The organism is Pontibacter actiniarum (assembly GCF_003585765.1).
In the GTDB taxonomy this organism is placed as follows: Bacteria; Bacteroidota; Bacteroidia; order Cytophagales; family Hymenobacteraceae; genus Pontibacter; species Pontibacter actiniarum.
Genome location: NZ_CP021235.1, coordinates 1,209,183 through 1,229,630 on the forward strand (window position 1 = coordinate 1,209,183; position 20,448 = coordinate 1,229,630).

17 protein-coding genes are annotated in these 20,448 nt (G+C 51.7%); 8 read left to right on the top strand and 9 right to left on the bottom strand.

Going from position 1 to position 20,448, the window contains the following annotated elements:
• The first annotated feature begins 18 nt into the window (after nt 1-18).
• From CA264_RS05235 to CA264_RS05255, 5 genes are all read left to right on the top strand, one after another.
• On the top strand, nt 19-969 hold the full coding sequence (locus CA264_RS05235; RefSeq protein WP_025605202.1) for an acetyl-CoA carboxylase carboxyltransferase subunit alpha: 951 nt from the start codon (nt 19-21) through the stop codon (nt 967-969).
• 135 nt (nt 970-1,104) lie between these two features.
• Nucleotides 1,105-1,947 (top strand): MBL fold metallo-hydrolase, encoded by an 843-nt coding sequence (locus CA264_RS05240; RefSeq protein ID WP_025605204.1) that lies wholly within the window; start codon nt 1,105-1,107, stop codon nt 1,945-1,947.
• A 1-nt stretch (nt 1,948) separates the two neighbouring features.
• A complete protein-coding gene (locus tag CA264_RS05245; RefSeq protein WP_025605206.1) occupies nt 1,949-2,719 on the top strand; it encodes a patatin-like phospholipase family protein in 771 nt (256 codons plus the stop codon).
• A 77-nt stretch (nt 2,720-2,796) separates the two neighbouring features.
• The gene (locus CA264_RS05250) at nt 2,797-3,426 is read left to right on the top strand and encodes a hypothetical protein (protein WP_025605207.1); all 630 of its coding nucleotides are present in this window, start codon (nt 2,797-2,799) and stop codon (nt 3,424-3,426) included.
• Between the two features lie 98 nt (nt 3,427-3,524).
• Nucleotides 3,525-4,076 (top strand): 1-acyl-sn-glycerol-3-phosphate acyltransferase, encoded by a 552-nt coding sequence (locus tag CA264_RS05255; RefSeq protein WP_084196158.1) that lies wholly within the window; start codon nt 3,525-3,527, stop codon nt 4,074-4,076.
• A 206-nt stretch (nt 4,077-4,282) separates the two neighbouring features.
• On the opposite strand, the gene smc is transcribed toward CA264_RS05255, so the two are convergent.
• Both smc and CA264_RS05265 read right to left on the bottom strand, forming a co-directional pair.
• Nucleotides 4,283-7,819, bottom strand: coding sequence for a chromosome segregation protein SMC (smc, locus tag CA264_RS05260; RefSeq protein WP_025605210.1), 3,537 nt, complete (start codon nt 7,817-7,819; stop codon nt 4,283-4,285).
• 83 nt (nt 7,820-7,902) lie between these two features.
• Entirely contained in the window at nt 7,903-9,510 is a 1,608-nt protein-coding gene (locus CA264_RS05265) for an ArnT family glycosyltransferase (protein ID WP_157593647.1), read from the bottom strand.
• Nucleotides 9,511-9,580: 70 nt separating this feature from the next.
• Between CA264_RS05265 and CA264_RS05270 the strand changes: the two genes are divergently transcribed.
• The gene (locus CA264_RS05270; RefSeq protein ID WP_025605213.1) at nt 9,581-10,105 is read left to right on the top strand and encodes a hypothetical protein; all 525 of its coding nucleotides are present in this window, start codon (nt 9,581-9,583) and stop codon (nt 10,103-10,105) included.
• Nucleotides 10,106-10,141: 36 nt separating this feature from the next.
• Here the strand turns inward: CA264_RS05270 and CA264_RS05275 are convergent, their stop codons facing one another.
• From CA264_RS05275 to pckA, 3 genes are all read right to left on the bottom strand, one after another.
• Nucleotides 10,142-10,804 carry a DUF4159 domain-containing protein gene (locus CA264_RS05275; RefSeq protein ID WP_025605214.1) on the bottom strand — a complete coding sequence of 221 codons (663 nt, stop codon included), beginning with the start codon at nt 10,802-10,804 and terminating at the stop codon, nt 10,142-10,144.
• 17 nt (nt 10,805-10,821) lie between these two features.
• Nucleotides 10,822-11,538 (bottom strand): 16S rRNA (uracil(1498)-N(3))-methyltransferase, encoded by a 717-nt coding sequence (locus CA264_RS05280; protein ID WP_025605215.1) that lies wholly within the window; start codon nt 11,536-11,538, stop codon nt 10,822-10,824.
• Between the two features lie 151 nt (nt 11,539-11,689).
• Entirely contained in the window at nt 11,690-13,303 is a 1,614-nt protein-coding gene (pckA, locus tag CA264_RS05285; protein WP_025605216.1) for a phosphoenolpyruvate carboxykinase (ATP), read from the bottom strand.
• A 723-nt stretch (nt 13,304-14,026) separates the two neighbouring features.
• Here pckA and CA264_RS05290 point away from each other — a divergent pair.
• Both CA264_RS05290 and CA264_RS05295 read left to right on the top strand, forming a co-directional pair.
• On the top strand, nt 14,027-15,475 hold the full coding sequence (locus tag CA264_RS05290; RefSeq protein WP_025605218.1) for a peptide MFS transporter: 1,449 nt from the start codon (nt 14,027-14,029) through the stop codon (nt 15,473-15,475).
• Between the two features lie 161 nt (nt 15,476-15,636).
• On the top strand, nt 15,637-16,239 hold the full coding sequence (locus CA264_RS05295) for a hypothetical protein (protein WP_025605220.1): 603 nt from the start codon (nt 15,637-15,639) through the stop codon (nt 16,237-16,239).
• Nucleotides 16,240-16,317: 78 nt separating this feature from the next.
• Here CA264_RS05295 and groL read toward each other — a convergent pair whose 3' ends face one another.
• From groL to CA264_RS05315, 4 genes are all read right to left on the bottom strand, one after another.
• On the bottom strand, nt 16,318-17,952 hold the full coding sequence (gene groL, locus CA264_RS05300) for a chaperonin GroEL (RefSeq protein ID WP_025605222.1): 1,635 nt from the start codon (nt 17,950-17,952) through the stop codon (nt 16,318-16,320).
• Nucleotides 17,953-17,994: 42 nt separating this feature from the next.
• Entirely contained in the window at nt 17,995-18,285 is a 291-nt protein-coding gene (gene groES, locus CA264_RS05305) for a co-chaperone GroES (protein ID WP_119570421.1), read from the bottom strand.
• Nucleotides 18,286-18,536: 251 nt separating this feature from the next.
• Nucleotides 18,537-18,920 (bottom strand): preprotein translocase subunit SecG, encoded by a 384-nt coding sequence (gene secG, locus CA264_RS05310; RefSeq protein ID WP_025605226.1) that lies wholly within the window; start codon nt 18,918-18,920, stop codon nt 18,537-18,539.
• Between the two features lies 1 nt (nt 18,921).
• Nucleotides 18,922-20,439: a hypothetical protein gene (locus tag CA264_RS05315; RefSeq protein ID WP_025605228.1), complete on the bottom strand. Its 1,518-nt coding sequence runs from the start codon at nt 20,437-20,439 to the stop codon at nt 18,922-18,924.
• Nucleotides 20,440-20,448 lie beyond the last annotated feature (9 nt).

Sequence of the window (20,448 nt, forward strand, 5' to 3'; positions counted from 1 at the left end):
CAAACAAGCGAGAAAACTATGCTTTTAGATTTCGAACAACCCATTGCTGCCCTTGAAGGCAAACTTCAGGAGATGAAGAAACTGGCAGACGAAAGCCAGGTAGACGTGACGGAGGCGGTAAAGGCTCTGGAAGAGAAAATCAAGAACCTGAAAAAAGAAACCTACGCAAACCTGACTCGCTGGCAGCGTGTGCAGTTGTCGCGCCACCCTGAGCGCCCTTATACTCTCGATTATATCCATGGTATAACTGATACGTTTGTGGAGCTGCACGGTGACCGTACCGTGCGCGACGACAAAGCTATGGTAGGTGGTTTTGGGGAAGTGGATGGCCGCAGCATCATGTTTATTGGCCAGCAGAAAGGCCGTAATACCAAGCAGCGCCAGATGCGTAACTTTGGTATGGCCAATCCGGAAGGGTACCGTAAAGCGCTCCGCCTGATGAAGATGGCAGAGAAGTTCAACAAGCCCATTGTTACTTTTATAGATACTCCAGGAGCGTTTCCGGGGCTTGAAGCAGAAGAAAGAGGCCAGGGCGAGGCTATTGCGCGCAACCTGAAGGAAATGTTCATGCTGAAGGTGCCGGTAATCTGTATTGTTATTGGAGAAGGTGCCTCGGGAGGTGCCTTGGGCATTGCCATCGGCGACCGCGTGATGATGCTGGAAAATACCTGGTATTCCGTAATCTCCCCTGAAAACTGCTCTACTATCTTGTGGAGAAGCTGGGAGTACAAAGAACAAGCTGCTGAGGCTATGCGGCTAACCGCAAGCGATATGCTTCAGAACAAGCTGATAGACGGCATTATCAAGGAGCCGCTTGGTGGGGCACACCTGGAGCCGGGCAAGATGATGCGTACGCTTAAGAAAGAAATTATTAAGCTGCTGGATGAACTGGGAACCATAAATGCCGAAGACCGTATTATGGAACGCATTGAGAAGTTCTCTAATATGGGAGTGGTTTTAGAAGCCTAAGCAAACAGCGCAAACTATACAAAATGAATTAGGAGCACGAGCAGCAGCTTTTGTTCCTAATTCATTTTTTGTTTACAGCCAGCTTTGTATTACATTTAAGTATAGTCTCCATTTAATAACTCAAACTAAAGCAGTATGAAGCTACACGCTATCGACACAGGTTTTTTTAAGTTAGACGGCGGCGCTATGTTTGGCGTAGTTCCCAAAACGCTTTGGCAGCGCACGAACCCGGCCGATGAAAATAACCTGTGTACGTGGGCCATGCGCTGTATGCTGGTAGAGGATGGAGACAGGCTTATCTTAATTGACAATGGTATCGGCGACAAGCAGGATGCCAAGTTCCTCAGCCACTACTACCTTCACGGCGATGCTTCGCTACAGAAATCCCTGAAAGCGGCCGGCTTTGCCCCTGAGGACGTAACGGATATGTTTCTCACGCACCTGCACTTCGACCATTGCGGAGGCGGCGTGCAGTACAGGAAGGGCGACGGCGCGCTGGAACTGGTCTTTCCTAACGCTACCTACTGGTCTAACGCAGATCACTGGGAGTGGGCCACAAAACCAAACGCAAGGGAAAAAGCCTCTTTCCTGAAGGAGAATATTCTGCCAATGCAGGAAAGCGGGCAACTGCAGTTTATCGACCCGGCTAAACCTTCTCCCATCCCGCAGTTTGACATCTTTTACGCCGACGGCCATACCGATAAGATGATGGTGCCGATTATCTCCTACAAGGGGAGAAAGCTGGCGTACATGGCTGACCTGCTTCCGTCGGTAGGGCATATTCCTTTGCCGTACGTGATGGGATACGACACACGGCCGCTGCTGACGCTTGATGAGAAAGCCCTCTTTTTGAATCGCGCTGCCGACGAGGAGCTGGTTTTGTTCTTTGAGCATGACCCTGTAAACCAGTGCTGCACGGTGCAGCACACAGAAAAGGGCGTGCGCCTGAAAGAAACCTTTAGCCTTTCAGAGCTCTAGCATGCGCGTTGGACTTGCCTTATCAGGTGGCGGAGCGCGCGGTATCGCACACCTTGGGGTTTTAAAGGCGCTGGACGAGCAGGGAATAAAGATCAGCATGATCTCCGGTGTCAGCTCCGGCGCTATTGCCGCGGTTCTCTACGCCTATGGCTATACCCCAGACGAGGTGCTGAAGCTGATCAAGGAGCTAAGTATTTTCCAGATGGTTCGCCCTGTCTTCGGCAAAACCGGCCTGCTGCACATGGAGGAGGTAGAGAAGCTTTACAACAAGTACCTTGGCCCTTCCCTGAAGTTTGAGGATTTAAAGATACCCGTGGTGGTGAGCGCCACTGAAATGAACGAAGGGGTGACGGCGTACTTTTCTGAAGGGGAAGTGATCAAACCCTTGCTGGCTTCCTCTGCTGTCCCCATACTTTACCAGCCTATCCAGTTCAAAGGCAAGACCCTTAGCGATGGCGGCCTCCTCAACAACCTGCCCGTGGAGCCGCTGCAGCATAACTGCGATGTTAAGATTGCTGTGCATGTAAACCCCATCAACCACCAGGTGCAGGTTAAGTCGCTGCGAAGTATGGTTGAGCGGACCGTGTTGCTGGCTATTAACAACAATGTTAAACTGCGGTTGCCGCACTGTGACCTGCTTCTCGAGCCACAGGAGCTCCGCTACTTTCGGCTAACAAACTTTAGGAAAGCAGACGAGATTTTCGATATTGGCTACAGACACGCCATGCAGATGGAGCGCCACATCCGCGAGTTAGTAAATAGTATAAAATAAAATAAAAAAAATATTATTTTATTCGTGTATCTCTGCGCAATCTTTCCGTAAAAGGGGGGAAAGAAATAAAGTAGACTATGCTAAGCGTCAGAATTCTATTCCTGCTTTTCCTGCTGCCCCTTATCACCCAAGCCCAGGAAAACAAGAGTTACATGTTTAAAGCCAAGGTAAAGCACGGCTCGGTGCTTATCGGCGGTAACCTGAACGGCTCTATCAGCAAAACAACAAGGGAAATAAGCCAGCCTCTCGGCCCGGAAGAGGGCACCAACATATTGGCGAACCTAGATTTTAAAGGGGGATACTTTCTGGCAAACGACGTGGCCATCGGGTTAGATGTAGCGCTGAGCCATGAAAGCTATATCGTTTCTATTGAAGAAGGGAAAGAAACCTTTCGCCGAACCTACTTGCTGGCCGGCCCTTTTACCCGCTACTACCTGGACAACGGCATATTCGGGGAGCTTAACTTGAAAGGCGGCTTGGTTAATTTTTCAACAGGCTCTAAAACGAACCTTTTCGAAGGAATAGCAGGTATTGGCTACGCGCTGTTTATCAACGAAAAGATCTCCGTAGAGCCAATGCTGTCGTTCCGATACTTCCGCGAATGGGAGGGAAACCAGGCTAACGTTTCACTTGGCCCGCTGCTTGGTGTAGGGGTCCAGGCATATCTGTTGCGCAGAACATCCCACGTTATCAAAGAAGGCTTGTAAAACAGCGCGGAAGTATGTAACTATGCGGTTTCATACACCTATAACACTGGTTAAACCAAACGCTGGGTTTCCGTGTGTTTTCACCCGCAAACGTATAGATGATCGCAAAATTCATTTCAAAGCTGTTTTTCAAAGCAACCGGCTGGACGCTAAATGGTACACTAACAGCCGAAAATCGCCGCTGTGTGATGATAGCGGCGCCACACACCAGTAACTGGGACTTTGTTTACGCGCGCGCAGCCTTTTACCTGATGGACGCCCCGATCCGCTATACGATCAAGAAAGAGTTTATGCAGTTTCCCTTTGGCCCCTTGCTGAAGGCGATGGGGGCGCTGCCTATTGACCGCTCTAAAAACACGCGTATGGTGGATGCCATGATCCGCATATTTGAGGAAACTCCGGGAGACATGTGTGTGATGGTAACGCCGGAAGGAACGAGGAAATACCAGCCGCGCTGGCGCAGAGGCTTCTACTATGTTGCCTTGGGAGCGAAGGTGCCTATTGTGCTGGGCTACCTGGACTATGCAAAAAAAGAAGCCGGCATCGGTCCGACCATTATTCCCACAGGTGACATAGAGGCAGATATGGAGAAGATCCTTGCCTTTTACCGAACTAAAACCGGTAAGTTTCCGGAGCAGGGAGTACGGTAACTGTCTCTGCTTGCTGCCCGCTTTTACACGAGGCGGTTTGGTGTGGAGACACTGCTCCAATGTATAAGTATAGCCTTTATTTGTCGCTGTTAAGCACTTGAGGCCCCAAACAGAGAGAGCCGCTAATTTCTTAGCGGCTCTCTCTGTTTGGAATCGGCTCTGGCCTGATCTCTTGGCTGTAACGACGCTCCTGCAGCTAAAAAGCACTAGGCTATCTGGCGCAGGTCGACTGGTATAACGCGAGAAATACCGGCTTCGATCATTGTAATGCCATACATCACGTCGGTTGAGGACATGGTGCGTTTGTTGTGCGTTACCACGATAAACTGTGAGTCGTTGGAGAACTTACGGATAATGTTGTTGAACTTGTCAATGTTAGCATCATCCAGCGGCGCGTCCACTTCGTCGAAAATACAGAAAGGGGCAGGCTTAAGCAGGTAAATGGCGAACAGTAGCGAAATAGCCGTCAAGGTTTTCTCCCCACCAGAAAGCTGGTTAATGGTGAGCGGTCGCTTGCCCTTCGGCTGAGCCATGATCTCGATCTTGGCCTCCAGCGGGTTTTTCGGGTCCGACATCACCAGGTCGCAGTTGTCCTCCTCGGTGAAGAGGCTGCGGAACACGTGCTTAAAGTTATCCTTGATTTGGTTGAACGAATCCATGAACTTCTCTTTCGCCACCGTGTCAATCTCATTGATCGTGTCGATCAGGGCGTTTTTGGCGTTTACCAGGTCGTTGCGTTGCTCGGTGATAAACTTATCGCGCTCTTCGATTTCTGTGTAGGCCTCTGCAGCCATGGCATTTACAGGGCCCATCTTATCCAGTTGCCCTTTAACAGTGGCGATGTGCTCGCTGAGTTCTTCGTTTGATAGCGGAATGAGCAGCTCCTCCTCCGGCACAGGACTGGCAAAATCTTCATCAGAGATATTGAATTCGGCAGCCAGTCGTTCCTTAATGGCCACAAGCTTTAGCTGTGTGTCCGTTTTGGCCTGCTGCATGCGCATCAGGAGCTCATCCGAGTTCTGGCGCTTTCGCTGCATTTCCCGGATGCTCTTCTCTTTCTCGTCCAGATCGCCGCGCAGGGTAAAGTATTCCTTCTCTATTTCCTCCAGTTCATGGGCGTACTCCTGGCGGGCTTCATTCATACTTTCCACAACCTCCTGATTGTTCTGTATAAAGGTTTCCGCCTCCTCAATTTCCTGCTCCGATTTTACCAGTTCCTGCTTCAGCCCCTCAATCCGCTCCTGGTTTGTCTCCACAGACTTTTGCTTGTAGCTGATCTCCTGCTGCAGGCTCGCAAAGCGGTTCTTCAGCTGGTGGTACTGGATGTTCTCCTGGTTATACCTGCCCGAAACAACGGCAATCTGCTCTTGCTGGCGCTCCAGGTTAGAAGTATAAAGGACTATTTCCTGCTCCAGGCGCTGCAGTTCTTTCATGTCCGCCTCAGCCTGAGGAGAAACCTCCATGCTTTGCTCGCGCAGCTCCACCAGGCGCTCGTGCAGTTCATCGCGCTTCTGGTCAAAGTTGCGGATGTTCTGCTGGTGCTGCTCGTGCTTGATGCGCACGGTTAGCAGGTCCTGCTGCAGTTTGCTGACTTCCTTCTCCAGCCCTTTGATCGTATCCTTCTCGGACTCGTTGCGGTGGTTCTGCAGGATCTGGTTCTGTGTGTTGATGCGGCTCTGCAGCAGTTCTACCTGCTCCTGTAACTCTGCCACTTCTTCGGCCAGTTTCTCGAGGTTCTGCTTACGGCCGAGGCGGTTGCCGTCGAACACGCCCAACGAGCCACCCGAAAGGCTCAGCGGCTTGCGAATCGCGCTGCCGTCTTTAAGTATGATGGTTTTGTACTCGCTGTCGTAAAGTCCGTCTTCGGCATCGTCGCTGATGTACACGTTGCGGAGCATGTACTTCATCAGGCTGCTGTACTTCTTCTCTGCTGAAACTACCTCATAGGCCGCTGTCATACTGCCTTCGCTGAAAGTGGCGGTTGGCTCCAGTTCTTCAATCTCAGAAAGTATGATGAAGTTGGCGCGGCCCTTGTTCTCTGCTTTCAGAAGCTCTACGGCCGCAACCGCATCCTGCAGCTCATCCACTACAAAGTAGTTCATGTACTGCTCAAGGTAGCTTTCTATAAGCGGTTTGTAGTCAGGCTTGCAGGCCAGCAGGTCAGAGAGGAGAGGGGCAGGCTTTTGCCAGCTGTCGGACTTGCTCAGGAACTTAATTGCCTCCGGGAAGCCCTCCATGTTCTCTACCAGCGATTTGGTTAGGTTGTACTGGTTCTGCTTGGCGTCCAGGGCGCGGTTTAGCTCTACCAGTTGCCCTTTTAGCTCCACCATATTCGCCTCGGTGGCTTCTATGCTTTGCTGCAGGGTTTCTTCCTTCGCCTGCAGGCGCACCAGCTCAGAGGTGCGCTCCTCCAGCACCTGCTGCGCCTCCTGCAGTTGCTCCTGTAGCAGGCGGCCGTCTTCGTCGGCGGTCATTTGCTGCTGCTGCAGGCGCTCCAGTTCCTGGTTGATGTTCTGGATCTGAACCTGGCTTATCTCAAGGGACTTGTTTAGCTGGTATACTTCGTTCTGCTTGGTCTTTTGCTGCTGCACCAGGTCCTGGTAGGTTTCCTGCAGGGCCTCTTTCTGCTCGTTAGACTCCTGCAGTTGCTCTTTCATGGCTGCTACCTGCTCTTCGGCCTCTGCAAAACTTTCCTGCACGGTCATCAGCTCATCGCGCAGCTCCAGTATGCTTTCCTGGGTGTGCTCCACGTTGGCTGTGTCCTGGCTTATTTGCTGGCGTAGCTGCTGCATGCGCTCTTTGAGGTAGGTGCTGCGCTCAGATTTCAGTTTAATGTCGTTTTCGAGCTGACGCAGCTTGGCTGTCTGCACCTGCATGCTGCGCTGCATTTCCGAAAGCCTTTCCTGCGTCTCATTCAGCTGTTCTTTCTGTTCGGCAATGGCCTCCTCAGAAGTCGTGACGGCGGCAATGTACTGCTCTTTCAGGCTTCCTTCCTGCTGCACATCCTGCTCCAGGCGCTCCAGTGCCTGCTGGTACTGCGATATGTTACGGCGGGCAAACTCCAGGCTGTGCTTCTTATAGTCATCCTTCAGGTTGAAGTATTTTACCGCCTGCTTGGCCTGGCGCTCCAGCGTTTTCATGTTCTTGCCGATCTCGTGCAGCACGTCTTCCACGCGCTCCAGGTCGGCATCTGTTTCTTCCAGCTTTTTGAGCGTTTGTTTCTTGCGCACGCGGAACTTGGAGATACCGGCGGCCTCCTCGAACAGGAGCCTGCGCGAGTTCTCCTTGTCGTTCAGGATCTCGTCCACCATCTTGAGCTCAATAATGGCGTAGCTGTCGGAGCCGATGCCCGTGTCCAGAAAGAGCTCGTTGATGTCTTTCAGGCGGCAGGTTACCCCGTTCAGCATGTATTCGCTGTCGCCATTGCGGTAGTACTTCCGTGTTACCGTCACCTGTGAGTACTCGGTAGGCAGGATGCCCTTGTTGTTGTCGAAGGTGATGGATACCTCCGCCATTTGCACGGGTTTTCGCGTTTTGGAGCCGTTAAAGATAACGTTCTCCATTTTGTCGGAGCGAAGGTTACGCGTTTTCTGCTCCCCCAGCACCCAGCGGATGGCGTCTACAATGTTAGACTTGCCACAGCCGTTCGGCCCCACTATACCCGTAATCCCGTTGTCAAAGTTTATAACGACGCGGTCGCCAAAACTCTTAAAACCCTTAATCTCTAATTTTGAAACTTGCATTCGCGTGCGAAGAAAACCTTTATTCTAATCTCAAAAATAAGACTATATTTTGAATATAGCCCACTTGCAAATGTAAAGACTAATTATAGCTCATAAAGCTCCAGCGGCCCTTGTTTCCAGAGCGGGGGCTTTTGTGCGATGTGCTCTAGCAGCTGCTCATACGGCCCGTCTTCTGTGAATGAAGGGTTGGTGCCCAGGCTGCGGTTTAGGAGCAACAGCTGCTGCCCCCGCCGGCCAGGCGGTATGGAGTTGCTGTAGTCATAGAACTGTAGCTTGTTAACTTTTTTGTAGTCAGTGAAGTATCCGGTGCTTTTGTAAAGGTAGTGCGGAAGTATAACCTGCACCTTAGTTCGCTGCGCAGTTAGCTGCTGCAGCTTGTCGAAGAGCGCCAGGTGCTCCGGGTAGTGGAGTGTCTTTTCTTTCAGCATGAAGTATACCGGGCGTATGAGCAGGCAAAAAGTTATGGCTGCCAACGCTGTATAGGCCACAGGCAGCCTGGAGTGTTTCCGGAAGTACAGCCAGGCGGTGTGTGCTGCAAAATAGAGCGCCAGCAGCCCGTGCACAGCCCCTACACTGTTTCTGAGGTACAGGGCTATGGCGGCAAAGGCAAAAGTATAAAAGAGGGTGTACCTGATCTCCTGTACTTTCTTCTGTAAGCCGAAACTGGCAGCAATGGCCAAAGGAGGAATGACCAGGTTGTACATTCTGGCATCCAGCTTTATGGGGTTGTATACTTGCAGCGACGTAGAAGAGAAGCAGAGGGTGAGGTAGGAGACTATAAAAAGAAGCGACCAGTACAGCTTTTTCCTTTTCTCGGCCTCTGTTAGCCCGCTGCCGCCCCCGATCAGGAACACCACTAACATGAAAGCGCCTGTCCCCAGGAGCGCCTCCACCGGCCCCCAGAGCAAACGTTTAGCATAGCTTCTGGAAGGATTGGTTACATAGTTGTCGTAGCTCAGGTTGGCTGTTTCCATTTCCGAAACCCTGTAGAAAGCATCTCCGGTTTCCAGGTAATACCAGCCAAAGTAAACCGACAGCAGGAGCAGGCCAAACAAAGCAGCATATGCCCAGAACTTTGTATTTTCCTTTCTGCCAATAACATCTCTGGCTGCGCAAAGAGCAAAGAACGGCAGCACAACCACAGCCGTTTCCTTGGCAAGGCCCGCAATAAAGAGGCTGGAGGTAAAGACAAGCGCCTTAAACAGTACTCTCCTGTTGTCGCCGCGGTAAAGCCTGTAGTAAACAGTGGCCGCAACCAGCGTGAAGAAAGCCACCATGTTGTCCGGGTACAGGAAGTTGATGAAGTACAGGAAATAGAATGTTAAGCCCAGGAAAACAGCTGCAAAGGCTGGGTTCAGCCCTTTCTGATGTGCTGCCTTGTAGGTTAGCACGATGCACCCCAAGGTGCACAGCAAGGTCCAGAGCGAATACGTTATATAATTTACGCCAAAAATAGCGTAGGCGATGGCAGTCGGAACGTAAACGGTTGGGCGGTGGATGAAGGTGTGCCCGTCCTGTGTGATATCAAAAGAGCCGTTTAGCAACCTCCCCGCAAACGCACTGTACTGAACGTCGTCTGAGTAATAAAGCCCTTCATGTGCCGTAAAAAAGAAAAGGACAGCAAAAAGCAGCACGAACACCAGCACGATACGGGTTACCCTCGTTGTGTTTGCCGCTGATTGGAGTTTCATTAGCTTCATGAGGCAAATATGGCGTAATTTTCAGCTATAAATTACTATATTTGATTAAGAACCTATCCCTATGGACGATTTTAAAATCATACTTTACATACTGGCTGCTGCGGCGTACTTCCTGTTTATGCAGTGGCGCAAAGCGTTTAAAGGAGATGAGGGCGATGTAGATGTAGAGCCGAGACGGCCGCATCCGCGGCGGCAACAGCCTGAACGCCCTGTCACTTCCTTTGAGGATATACTGAGGGAGCTGCAGCCCAAGGCGGAGCGGGGCAAAGAGCTGGTACAGGAGGCAAAGGAGCGGGGCCGGGAGAAGGCGCAGCAGGTGGTGCCTCCCTTGGCGCCAGTAGCTGAGGCGCCTGCCAAAAAGTATAAAAGCTATGAGGATGTGGCTCCCCGCGTACTCTCGTGGGAGAAACCGGCAGAGGCCAGGGAGGCTGCTAAGCAATCCAGGCTGCAGCCGAAGAGCGAGTTTGAGGCGTATGAGAAGGAGCGGGTGCTTGAGCAAAACAAATATGCCCGCTTGCTTCGTAACCCCGCCTCAGCCCGTGATGCCGTAATCCTGGCTGAAATCATTAACAGAAAGTATAGCTAGAGCGGTTTCTGCTGGGCTGCAACAGGATTTAACCGGCTACTCCTGCGTGAGGGCGAACGTGAGGATGTTAGCGCCCATGCGCAGGGCCTGCTGCCGGATTGGCTCCGGGTCGTTGTAAATTTCCTGGTCTTCCCAGCCGTTGCCCAAGTCTGTTTCGTAGGTATAAAAGCACACCAGCCGCCCTTCGTGTATAATGCCGAAGCCCTGAGGCGGTTTGTTGTCGTGCTCGTGCACTTTGGGCAGGCCATGCGCGAAGTTGTACTTCTGCCTGTAAATAGGGTGGTCGAAGGGCAGTTCTACAAACTCATGCTCCGGAAACACCTTTTTCATCTCCTTCCGGATAAATTTATCCAGGCCATAGTTGTCGTCGATGTGCAGGAAACCGCCGCTGAGCAGGTAGTTGCGAAGATTCTGTGCCTCGGCATCCGAAAACACCACGTTGCCGTGCCCCGTCATGTGCACAAAAGGATAGCTGAACAGTTCCGGGCTTCCGGCCTCCACCACTGCCTCGTCTGCGGCGATATTCATGTTCAGGTTTCGGTTGCAGAAACTGATGAGGTTAGGCAACGATGTCTTGTTGGCGTACCAGTCTCCGCCGCCGCTATACTTTAACTTGGCGATCTTAAAGCTATAGTTTTGCGCCACTGCGGCGCTTGCAGCCATGGATAGTATCAGGAAGGACAGGAAAAGGCGTTTCATAGGCAAAAGGTATACATTTATAACGGCGCAAAGAGGTCGTTCAGTACGTGCAGGCTGTGGCAGGCCACCAGTGCGGCAGTTTCGGTGCGCAGCCTGCTTTGCCCAAGCGTGACAGGCTGGATGCCTGCTTTGTAGGCGGCTGCTATCTCCTGAAGCGAAAAGTCTCCCTCAGGGCCAATCATAATGCAGTGCGGCTGCCCATACTTGTAGTGGTCCTTTATGCCTTTGGTGGCATCGTCTTCTAAATGAGCAATAAAGGTGTTTTCCGGAACCGCTTTCTGTACAAAGCGATGGAAGGGCGTCATGTCGTTTAGCAGCGGCAGGTAGCCTTTCTGCGACTGCTTCATGGCGCTCACAGCGATTTTCTCCAGGCGGTCGAGGCGCAGGTTGCGGCGCTCGGAATGCTCGCAGAGCAGGAACGTAATCTCGCTGACGCCAATCTCCACCGCCTTCTCTACAAACCACTCCATGCGGTCCATGTTCTTGGTTGGGGCCACCGCTATATGCGACACATAGGGCAGCTTGCCGTACTCTATCTGCTTGTCCACCACCTGCAGCTGGCAGCGCTTTTGGTGCGCATCCTGGATAATGGCCGTGTACAGGCCGCCAACGCCGTCTATCAGGTATACGGTATCGCCGTGGCTAAGGCGCAGCACGCGTGTACAGTGTTTCGACTCCTCTTCGCTTAAAGTATAGATTTCTGCGTTTATGTCCGGGGTGTAAAATAGGTGCACGGTACTTTTATTAGGTGAAACTTCTGCCTCCCGCTTGTTTAAGCGCGGGCAGTGCTACTTGTGTATACGAAAGTATAAAATTTGGGCTTCTGTAGAAAGAAAAAGCCTCTCTGCAAGGGCAGAGAGGCTTTTAAACTCAGTTATTTCTCCTCTAGATGGTCACCTCTACCTGAGGGGCGCCAGCCAGGATTTTATCGTTTGCGTAGTCCGCGTACTTTTGGAAGTTCTTTACAAACTTGCTAGCCAGGTCAGTAGCCTTGGCATCGTAGTCTTCCTTGTTCTCCCAGGTATTGCGCGGGTTCAGTATCTCAGCAGGCACGTTAGGGCAGGAGTTTGGCATTTCCACACCGAATATCGGGTGCTTGGTAAACTCCACGTTGTTAAGTTCCCCGTTCAGGGCCGCTGTAATCATGGCGCGGGTATACGGCAGCTTCATGCGGTGGCCTACGCCGTAAGGGCCGCCTGTCCAGCCAGTGTTCACCAGCCAAACGTTCACGTTGTTCTGCTCCATTTTCTTGCCCAGCATCTCCGCATACTTGGTTGGGTGCAGCGGGAGGAAAGCAGCTCCGAAACAAGCCGAGAACGTTGTCTGTGGCTCTGTTACGCCCACCTCTGTGCCTGCCACCTTGGCCGTGTAGCCAGAAATAAAGTGGTACATGGCCTGGCTGGTGTTCAGCCTGGAGATAGGAGGCAGCACACCGAAGGCATCGGCCGTCAGGAAGAAGATGTTCTGCGGAATGTCTGCTCTGGAGGGCTCCACCGCGTTATCGATGTGGTTGATAGGGTAGGCGGTACGGGTGTTCTCCGTTACAGAGTTATTGGAGTAATCCACCTCGCGCGACCCTTCTTTAAAGCGGGTGTTCTCAACGATAGAGCCAAACCGGATCGCATCCCAGATTTGTGGCTCCTTCTCGCGGGTCAGGTCGATTACCTTGGCGTAGCAGCCGCCTTCAAAGTTGAAAACGCTGTCCTCTGTCCAGCCGTGCTCATCGTCGCCGATCAGGCCGCGGTTCGGGTCGGCAGAAAGGGTTGTTTTGCCGGTGCCTGACAGGCCGAAGAATATAGCCGTGTCGCCGTCTTTGCCCACGTTGGCAGAGCAGTGCATAGATAAGGTATTCTTTTCGTGCGGAAGAATGTAGTTCAGCACGCCAAAGATACCCTTCTTCATTTCACCCGCGTAGCCGGTGCCACCGATCAGGATCATGTTTTTGGTGAAGTTGATGATCGCGAAGTTGGACTGGCGCGTGCCATCAACGGCCGGGTCTGCCTCAAACTCGGGAGCGCAGATAATGGTGAACTCCGGGTTGTGGTCTTTAAGCTCTTCTTGAGATAAACGCAGGAACATGTTGTTGCAGAATAGGTTCTGCCAGGCCTGTGTGTTCACAATGCGCAGGTTCAGGCGGTACTCCGGGTGAGCGCCGGCATAAGCATCACGCACATAGAGCTTCTTATCCTTCAGGAAGTCCACCATTTTGTCGTGCAGCTTGTCAAACTTCTCCGGGTCAAAGGCAATGTTTATGTCACCCCACCAAACAGAATCCTCTGTTTTGGCATCTTTTACTATAAAACGGTCTTTAGGAGAGCGGCCCGTGAACTTGCCCGTGTCGCACATCAATGCGCCGGTACTGGTTAGCACGCCCTCTTTGTTCTTAATAGCTTCCTCCACCAGCTCGGCAGGGCTCAGGTTCCACAGCACCTCTTTCGCCTCTTTAATGCCGATGCTCTCAAGCCCCACTGCATTAGATTTATCTCCAGATTCTTTCATTGAAATTTTTGGGTTTGATTAAAATGAATAAGTTATAACGCAACTATGATACAAAAATATAAAAAATAGTATATCCTAATAGTGGCTTATATACTTTAAATATGAAAATACTGAATATCAGTTTGTTATTTATGGTGTTATGCTTTATAGCAGATTAATCATATTCTGCTACTGCTGCTACTCTCATTTAACCCGGAATGGTAACGCCTGGTGTCCGGAGTTTATGTGGCTGTTACACAGCGCTTAAATGTGCTGCTGCACCCGCTTTGTGCCTCTGCTACAAAGTATAGCCAAAACAGGCATTTGCCCTGCAGCCTGAACCAGCTGCCATTCCGCGTTATTTACAGGCCGGGATTGAACTTAACCGGAGACGGGTAACTGGCGAGGCTTATACCTACCCACTGGAAGCCTTATGGAATTCTACGGAATAATGCTGCCATAGTTCATGCTTTCTGCAGGAAATAGAAACCTTACTACAGAATATAGTCATAATTAAGTATAGCAAGCGCCGAACTGGCTTTGTGTGACGAACTTAACACAGGGCAAAGGTGCGCGCGCAGTACAGGGGCCGCCGTGGGCGCGGGGTGCCATGAACCGGATCTGGCCTGCATAGCGCGCCTTTTTTGTTGCTGATTCTGTCTCCTCAAATTTGTTTAAGTCAAAATAGACTTGTATTTTTAGTTTTATAATGCGGAAACTGTTTTAGAGTTATTAATCTATCTTATGTCAACATCTCAGAATATTTCTGGAGAGAGAGCGCCTAGTTTTGTTGAAACGCAAGGTACTTTGTTCGGGCACCCTAAGGGGTTAATGGTTTTGTTCTTCACCGAAATGTGGGAGCGCTTCAGTTACTACGGTATGCGTGGTATCCTGGTGCTGTTCCTGGTGTCTAACACAAAGGGCGGCTACGGCTGGACCAGTGAGGAAGCCCTGGAGTTGTACGGTATCTACACCATGCTGGTGTACCTCATGTCTATCCCGGGAGGTATCCTGGCAGACAAAGTATTTGGGCAGAAGAAAGCCGTAATCATCGGCGGCTTTACGCTGGTGGCCGGCCACCTGCTGATGGCTTACCCGCCACAGTGGGCCTTTTACACCGCCCTTTGCCTTATTGTGGCTGGTACGGGCCTGTTAAAGCCAAACATCTCGACCATGGTGGGCGGCCTGTACAAGGAGGGCGATAGCCGCCGTGACTCTGGCTTCACGATCTTCTACATGGGTATCAACATGGGAGCCTTGCTGGCGTCCCTGATTGTTGGTTACGTAGGCGAGAACTATGGCTGGCACCTGGGCTTCAGCTTAGCCGGTTTCGGTATGGTGCTGGGGCAGGTAGTGTTTATCTGGGGCCGCAAGTTCCTGCGCGGCGTGGGTGACCTCACCAAAGAAGAGAAGAGAGAAGATAAAATCTTTACAAAGGATGAGCCAAGCACGACGACGCACGGTGGGTTTCTGGGTTTCAGCAGAAACGAGTGGGACCGTATCATCGCCATCCTGATATCCTTTATCATTGTACTTGTGTTCTGGGCATCGTTTGAGCAGGCCGGTGGCCTGATGAACCTGTACGCCCTCCAGTACACCGACCGCTTTGTGTTAGGCTGGGAGGTTCCAACGGCTTGGTTGCAGGGCTTAAACTCATTCTTTATCATCACGATGGGTGGTGTTGTGGCTGCCCTTTGGATAGCACTTGCCAAGCGTGGTAAAAACCCGCCTTCCATCTTTAAGATGGGCCTGGGTACGGCAGTGTTGGGCATCGGCTTTATCTTTATGGTGTTTGCCTCTCTGCAGCGCAACTCCTCTGCCGACGGGCTGTCTTCACTGCACTGGCTGGTGTTTGCCTACCTGTTCCATACCTTAGGTGAGCTGGCCTTGTCGCCGGTGTCTCTTTCCTTTATCACGAAAGTAGCCCCTAAGCGCATCGTTGCCTCCATGATGGGCATTTACTTTGCCGTAACGGGTTTCGGTAACTACCTGGCTTCTTTGATTGGTATCTGGGCGGTCCGTTTCGGTGAACTGGAAATCTTCGCCTACATTGCCGGCTTTACCATTGTGCTGGGTATTATCCTGATGGTGCTGACGAAGCGTATCAACAAACTGACCCACGGAATGGAGGATCAGAAACAGGATGCGAAAGAAGCTCAGACTGGCCAATTACTCGAAGCCGAGGTGAGTTAGTAAGATCTAACTTCTTGAATATTTACAAAAAAGCCTTGGGCGTTTTTCGCCCAAGGCTTTTTTGTTTAAAAATTTTTATAAATTGCGCCCATAACAGGGCGTGCACTTGCAGATGCCCGCCTTGTTTGAAAACAACTTTTAGCCTTTTTACTTTTAGCCAAATGTATTTTTTCCTGCAAAAGCGCCTGCTAGCCTCGGCAGTGCTGCTCGGAAGCCTTTTGAGTGCTTGCGAAACAATAACAGAGGTGGCGCCCGCCACTAGCGAGCAGGGGCACGAGCCGGTGGTGTATACCATTCGCAAAGGAGGTCACTACTCAGACAAGAACAGTTACAGAAAGGTCAGCACCAGCCGGATCAAGTTTGAGGTTACGTTTAACAGCACTGCCGTGTATACCACGGTCGCCGCTAACAACCAGGCGGACATCAACAAGCTGTACGGCCTCTCAGACTGCAACTCCAGCCACCACACCAACAGCGCGCGCTTTGGCTGGCGCTGGTACAACAACAGACTGGAGCTGCTCGCTTATACTTACCTAAACCAGCAATGGGACTATAAGGTATTGGGCGAGGTCGCGATAGGTAAGCCGCTGGTGTGTGAGCTGCGGATGGAGGAGGGGCAGTACACTTTTGTGCTGGACGGCCATGAAGTAGTGATGCCAAGGGCCTGTAACGGACCGGGAGACGGCTACCAGCTGTATCCGTACTTTGGAGGCGACGAAGTTGCCCCGCATGATATCCAGATAGAAATAAAAGAGCTGGACTAAACGTACAGTACAGCATCTGAAAGCAAAAAGCCCCTGGCCATAATTGGCCAGGGGCTTTTCTTTTTAGGAAGGTGCAGATTACATCATGCCACCCATGCCACCCATGCCGCCTGGCATAGCTGGAGCGCCTTTCTCTTCCTCTGGGTCCTCTGAAACCACACACTCAGTAGTCAGGAGCAGACCTGCGATAGAAGCCGCGTTCTCAAGCGCCAGACGCGTAACTTTGGTTGGGTCGATGATACCGGCCGCAAACATGTTCTCGTACTTGTTGTCGCGAGCGTTGTAGCCGTAGTCCGTCTTGCCTTCGCGAACAGCCTGTACCACTACAGAGCCTTCGCCACCAGCGTTCGCCACGATTGTTCTCAGCGGAGACTCAATAGCGGTTCTGATGATCTGGATACCTGTCTTCTGGTCTTCGTTCGCCACATCCAGGTTCTCCAGAGCGTCGATGGCACGGATCAGGGCAACACCGCCACCCGCTACGATGCCTTCTTCAACGGCAGCGCGTGTCGCGTGCAGGGCATCATCCACACGGTCTTTCTTCTCTTTCATCTCTACTTCTGTAGAAGCACCGATGTAAAGGATAGCCACACCGCCGGAGATCTTAGCCAGACGCTCCTGTAGTTTCTCTTTATCGTAGTCAGATGTAGTTGTCTCCATCTGCGCTTTGATCTGGTTCACGCGCGCCACGATATCGTCTTTCGTGCCGGCACCGTTCACGATAGTGGTGTTGTCTTTGTCGATGATCACTTTCTCAGCCTGGCCAAGGTAATCCAGCGTCGCGTTCTCCAGCTTATAGCCGCGCTCTTCCGAGATTACAGTACCGCCAGTCAGGATAGCGATATCCTCCAGCATAGCTTTTCTTCTGTCGCCGAAGCCCGGCGCTTTCACAGCGGCGATTTTCAGGGAGCCACGCAGTTTGTTTACTACCAGGGTAGCAAGCGCTTCGCCGTCCACATCTTCAGCCACGATAACAAGGCCTTTACCTGTCTGAACCACTTGCTCCAATACTGGAAGCAGCTCTTTCATGGTAGATACTTTCTTGTCGTAGATCAGGATGTACGGGTTGTCGAAGTCAGCCTCCATTTTCTCCGCGTTTGTTACGAAGTATGGAGAAAGGTAACCGCGGTCAAACTGCATACCTTCTACAGTCTTCACCTCAGTTTCAGTGCCTTTTGCTTCCTCTACAGTGATAACGCCGTCTTTGCCAACTTTATCCATGGCATCAGCGATCATTTTGCCGATTTCTGGGTCGTTGTTCGCAGAGATAGTACCTACCTGGGCGATTTCTGAAGAGTTATCGATTGTTTTAGACTGAGACTTCAGGTTGGCAACAACAGCCTCAACAGCCTTGTCGATACCGCGCTTCAGGTCCATTGGGTTAGCACCGGCTGCAACGTTCTTGATACCGGCAGTGTAGATGGCCTGAGCCAGCACAGTAGCCGTAGTCGTGCCGTCACCAGCTTGGTCAGCGGTTTTAGAGGCAACCTCTTTTACCAGCTGCGCACCCATGTTCTCGATCGGGTCGTTCAGCTCGATTTCTTTCGCTACAGAAACACCGTCTTTCGTGATGGTAGGGGCACCGAATTTTTTGTCGATGATCACGTTGCGGCCTTTAGGGCCCAACGTTACTTTAACGGCATTTGCCAGTTTATCAACGCCGCTTTTAATTTTGGTGCGTGCGTCTGTATCAAATGTGATGTTCTTAGCCATAGTTTATGTTTTTCAGATTAGGTTTAACTGATCAGTTTCAGATTAAAGGATAGCCAGGATGTCAGACTCGCGCATGATCAGGTAGTCGTTACCGTCCACAGAGATCTCAGTACCTGCATACTTGCCATACAACACAGCGTCGCCAACGTTTACTTGCGGCTTCATCAGGGCGCCTTGCTCAGATACTTTGCCTTCGCCAACGGCTACAACCTCACCACGCTGAGGTTTTTCTTTAGCAGTGTCAGGGATGATAATACCAGACTTGGTCTTTTCTTCTGCTGCAGCAGGAGCTATAATTACTCTGTCTGCTAATGGTTTAATGTTGATAGACATAGTTTTTGATTATTAGATTATGTTTTGTTAATCCTTAATGCACTTGACCTTTATCATTTCCTGTGCCAAGACGTAAAAGTTCCCGAATCAAGCCAAATTTGCAGTCTCTAACGCCAATGTGCCTGACAGGTTCGGTAATTTTTGTCAGGTAGCGGAACTTTTTTGCTAAAGTGTCAGGCCCGGTGCCTGACACGGGGAAATAAAAAAAGCCGGCTCTTAGGCCGGCTTTATCTGTAATAGGAGTGGGTTCTTTATTCTGCCGTCGCAGTGTCAACCATTGCAGGGATGTCACCTGCATCCGGAATAGCAGCTGTGCTGTCAACCACGCCAGGAAGCGCCCCGGCAGGAGCCGCAGGAAGCTGAGACTGGCGCGCGCGCTCTTCGTTTACGCTTCTAACTGTTGTTTCACCGTTGGCGCCGATCATGTGCGTAGCGAGTGTGAGCACTACAAGGCCGATGGCAAACCCCCATGTTAGTTTCTCTAACAGGTCGCCGGTGCGTTTAACGCCCATTAGCTGGCTCGTGCTACCGCCAAACTGGCTTGACAGGCCGCCTCCCTTAGGGTTCTGAGCAAGTACAACCAATACAAGCAGCACGCAGACAAAAATAATGATACTAATAAGGGCGATATACATGTTAACTTAGGTTTTGTAATTTTTCGATCTGTTCGGCAAAGTAACTCTTTTTTTCCGGATATTTCAAAATGAGTTGCTCATATATTTTAATGGCTTTTTTCACTTTGCCCTGCTGCAGGAAAATATTAGCCAGGCTTTCGGAAGCGATTCCCCGGTTTATCTTTGAGCTTTTCAGCGAGAGGTCTTCTTGCGGCTCCGGCTTTAGCTTTACATTGTTCATGGCCTTCAGGCGCGGGTTGATCTTCAGGAACTGGTCTATGATGTTGAGCTGCTCGTGCAGGGAAGGGGCGGCGGGCTCATCCTGGGGTACAAGCTCGTGTGTCTTGCTGTACTCCAGTATCAGCTCCGGGTGAAAGCTCTGCGGTTTGGGCCGGGTTAGTCCGTCTTCCTCTTTTAGCTGAAGGGCTTCGCCCATGCGGCTGGAGGCCATCCAGTAGCCCAGCACGTCCTGCTGGTACATCTCGTCGATCTCATCGAAGGCATACTTTACTTCGGCTTCCTCTACTGCCGCCTGCTCCTGCGCCGGCTCCTCGTGCCGTGAGGCAGACGGGGCTTCTTCTGTAAGCGCTTCCTCCTCCTGTACGTCATCCAGGCTATAAAAGGCCCTGGCTGCAGCGGCCACCTCTTCCGAGATCAGCTTGGCGAGCGCATCCTCGTCTTGTTTTTGTTCTGTGGCAGGCTGTGGCGTTTCTTCCTGCGCATCAGGTGCAGGTGTTTCTGCTTCTGCTGTCGCCTCCTCCGCCGCTTGTGCCGCTTGCTCTGGCATCTCTGCGGCCATGGGCGGGGCAGGGGCCTCGGCTATGGCATCAGGCTTTTGCGCCAGCAGGTCTGTGAACGATGGGCTCAGGCTCTTGATCGTCAGCAGCAGGGCCAGCTCAGAGTCCAGTTTCTCCATGGGCAGCTCCAGAATATTTTCTGAAGGAGCTTCTTCCATTACTTCCTCTGCCGGGCTCTCTTTCTCTTCCTCCACCGTTTCAGCTTCGAAAGCAGTCGTTTCCGGAGCAGGATTTTCTGTTACAGTTTTTACTGGCTCCTCAGGCTGCTGCGGCTCCGGTTCATGCAGAGCGGGGGCTGCAGCTTCGGCAGGTTCTTCCACGTAGGCGATGACCTTCGGCGCTTCCTCGGTAGCGGGTGCTGCAGGGGTAAGTGCTTCAGTATCCAGGGGGGTAGCTTCAGGTTCCTCAGGTATAGCTGTAAGTGGGGCGGGAGGGGTTTCCTGCTGCAGTGGCGAAGCGGCTATACCTTGCTCCTCTACTGCGGCCTCATCAAACACAGGCTCCGCCACTGGCGAAGTATAGATGATGCGCTTGAGCAGCTGCCGGTTGGTGGCGTAGGCGGAGGCCCGGCGCAGACGCTGCGTAGAGAGCATGCTGCCCTTGTCATACGCCGACTTTGCCAGGAGCAGGTGGGCTGTCTGGCAGTACGGGAACGTAGCCGCCACTTTTTCCAGCTCTTCGGTTTGCTGGTCAGAGATGAAGGCGGCCTGCTGGATCAGTTGTAGAAAAGCGGATTTATTCATGCTGGCTTA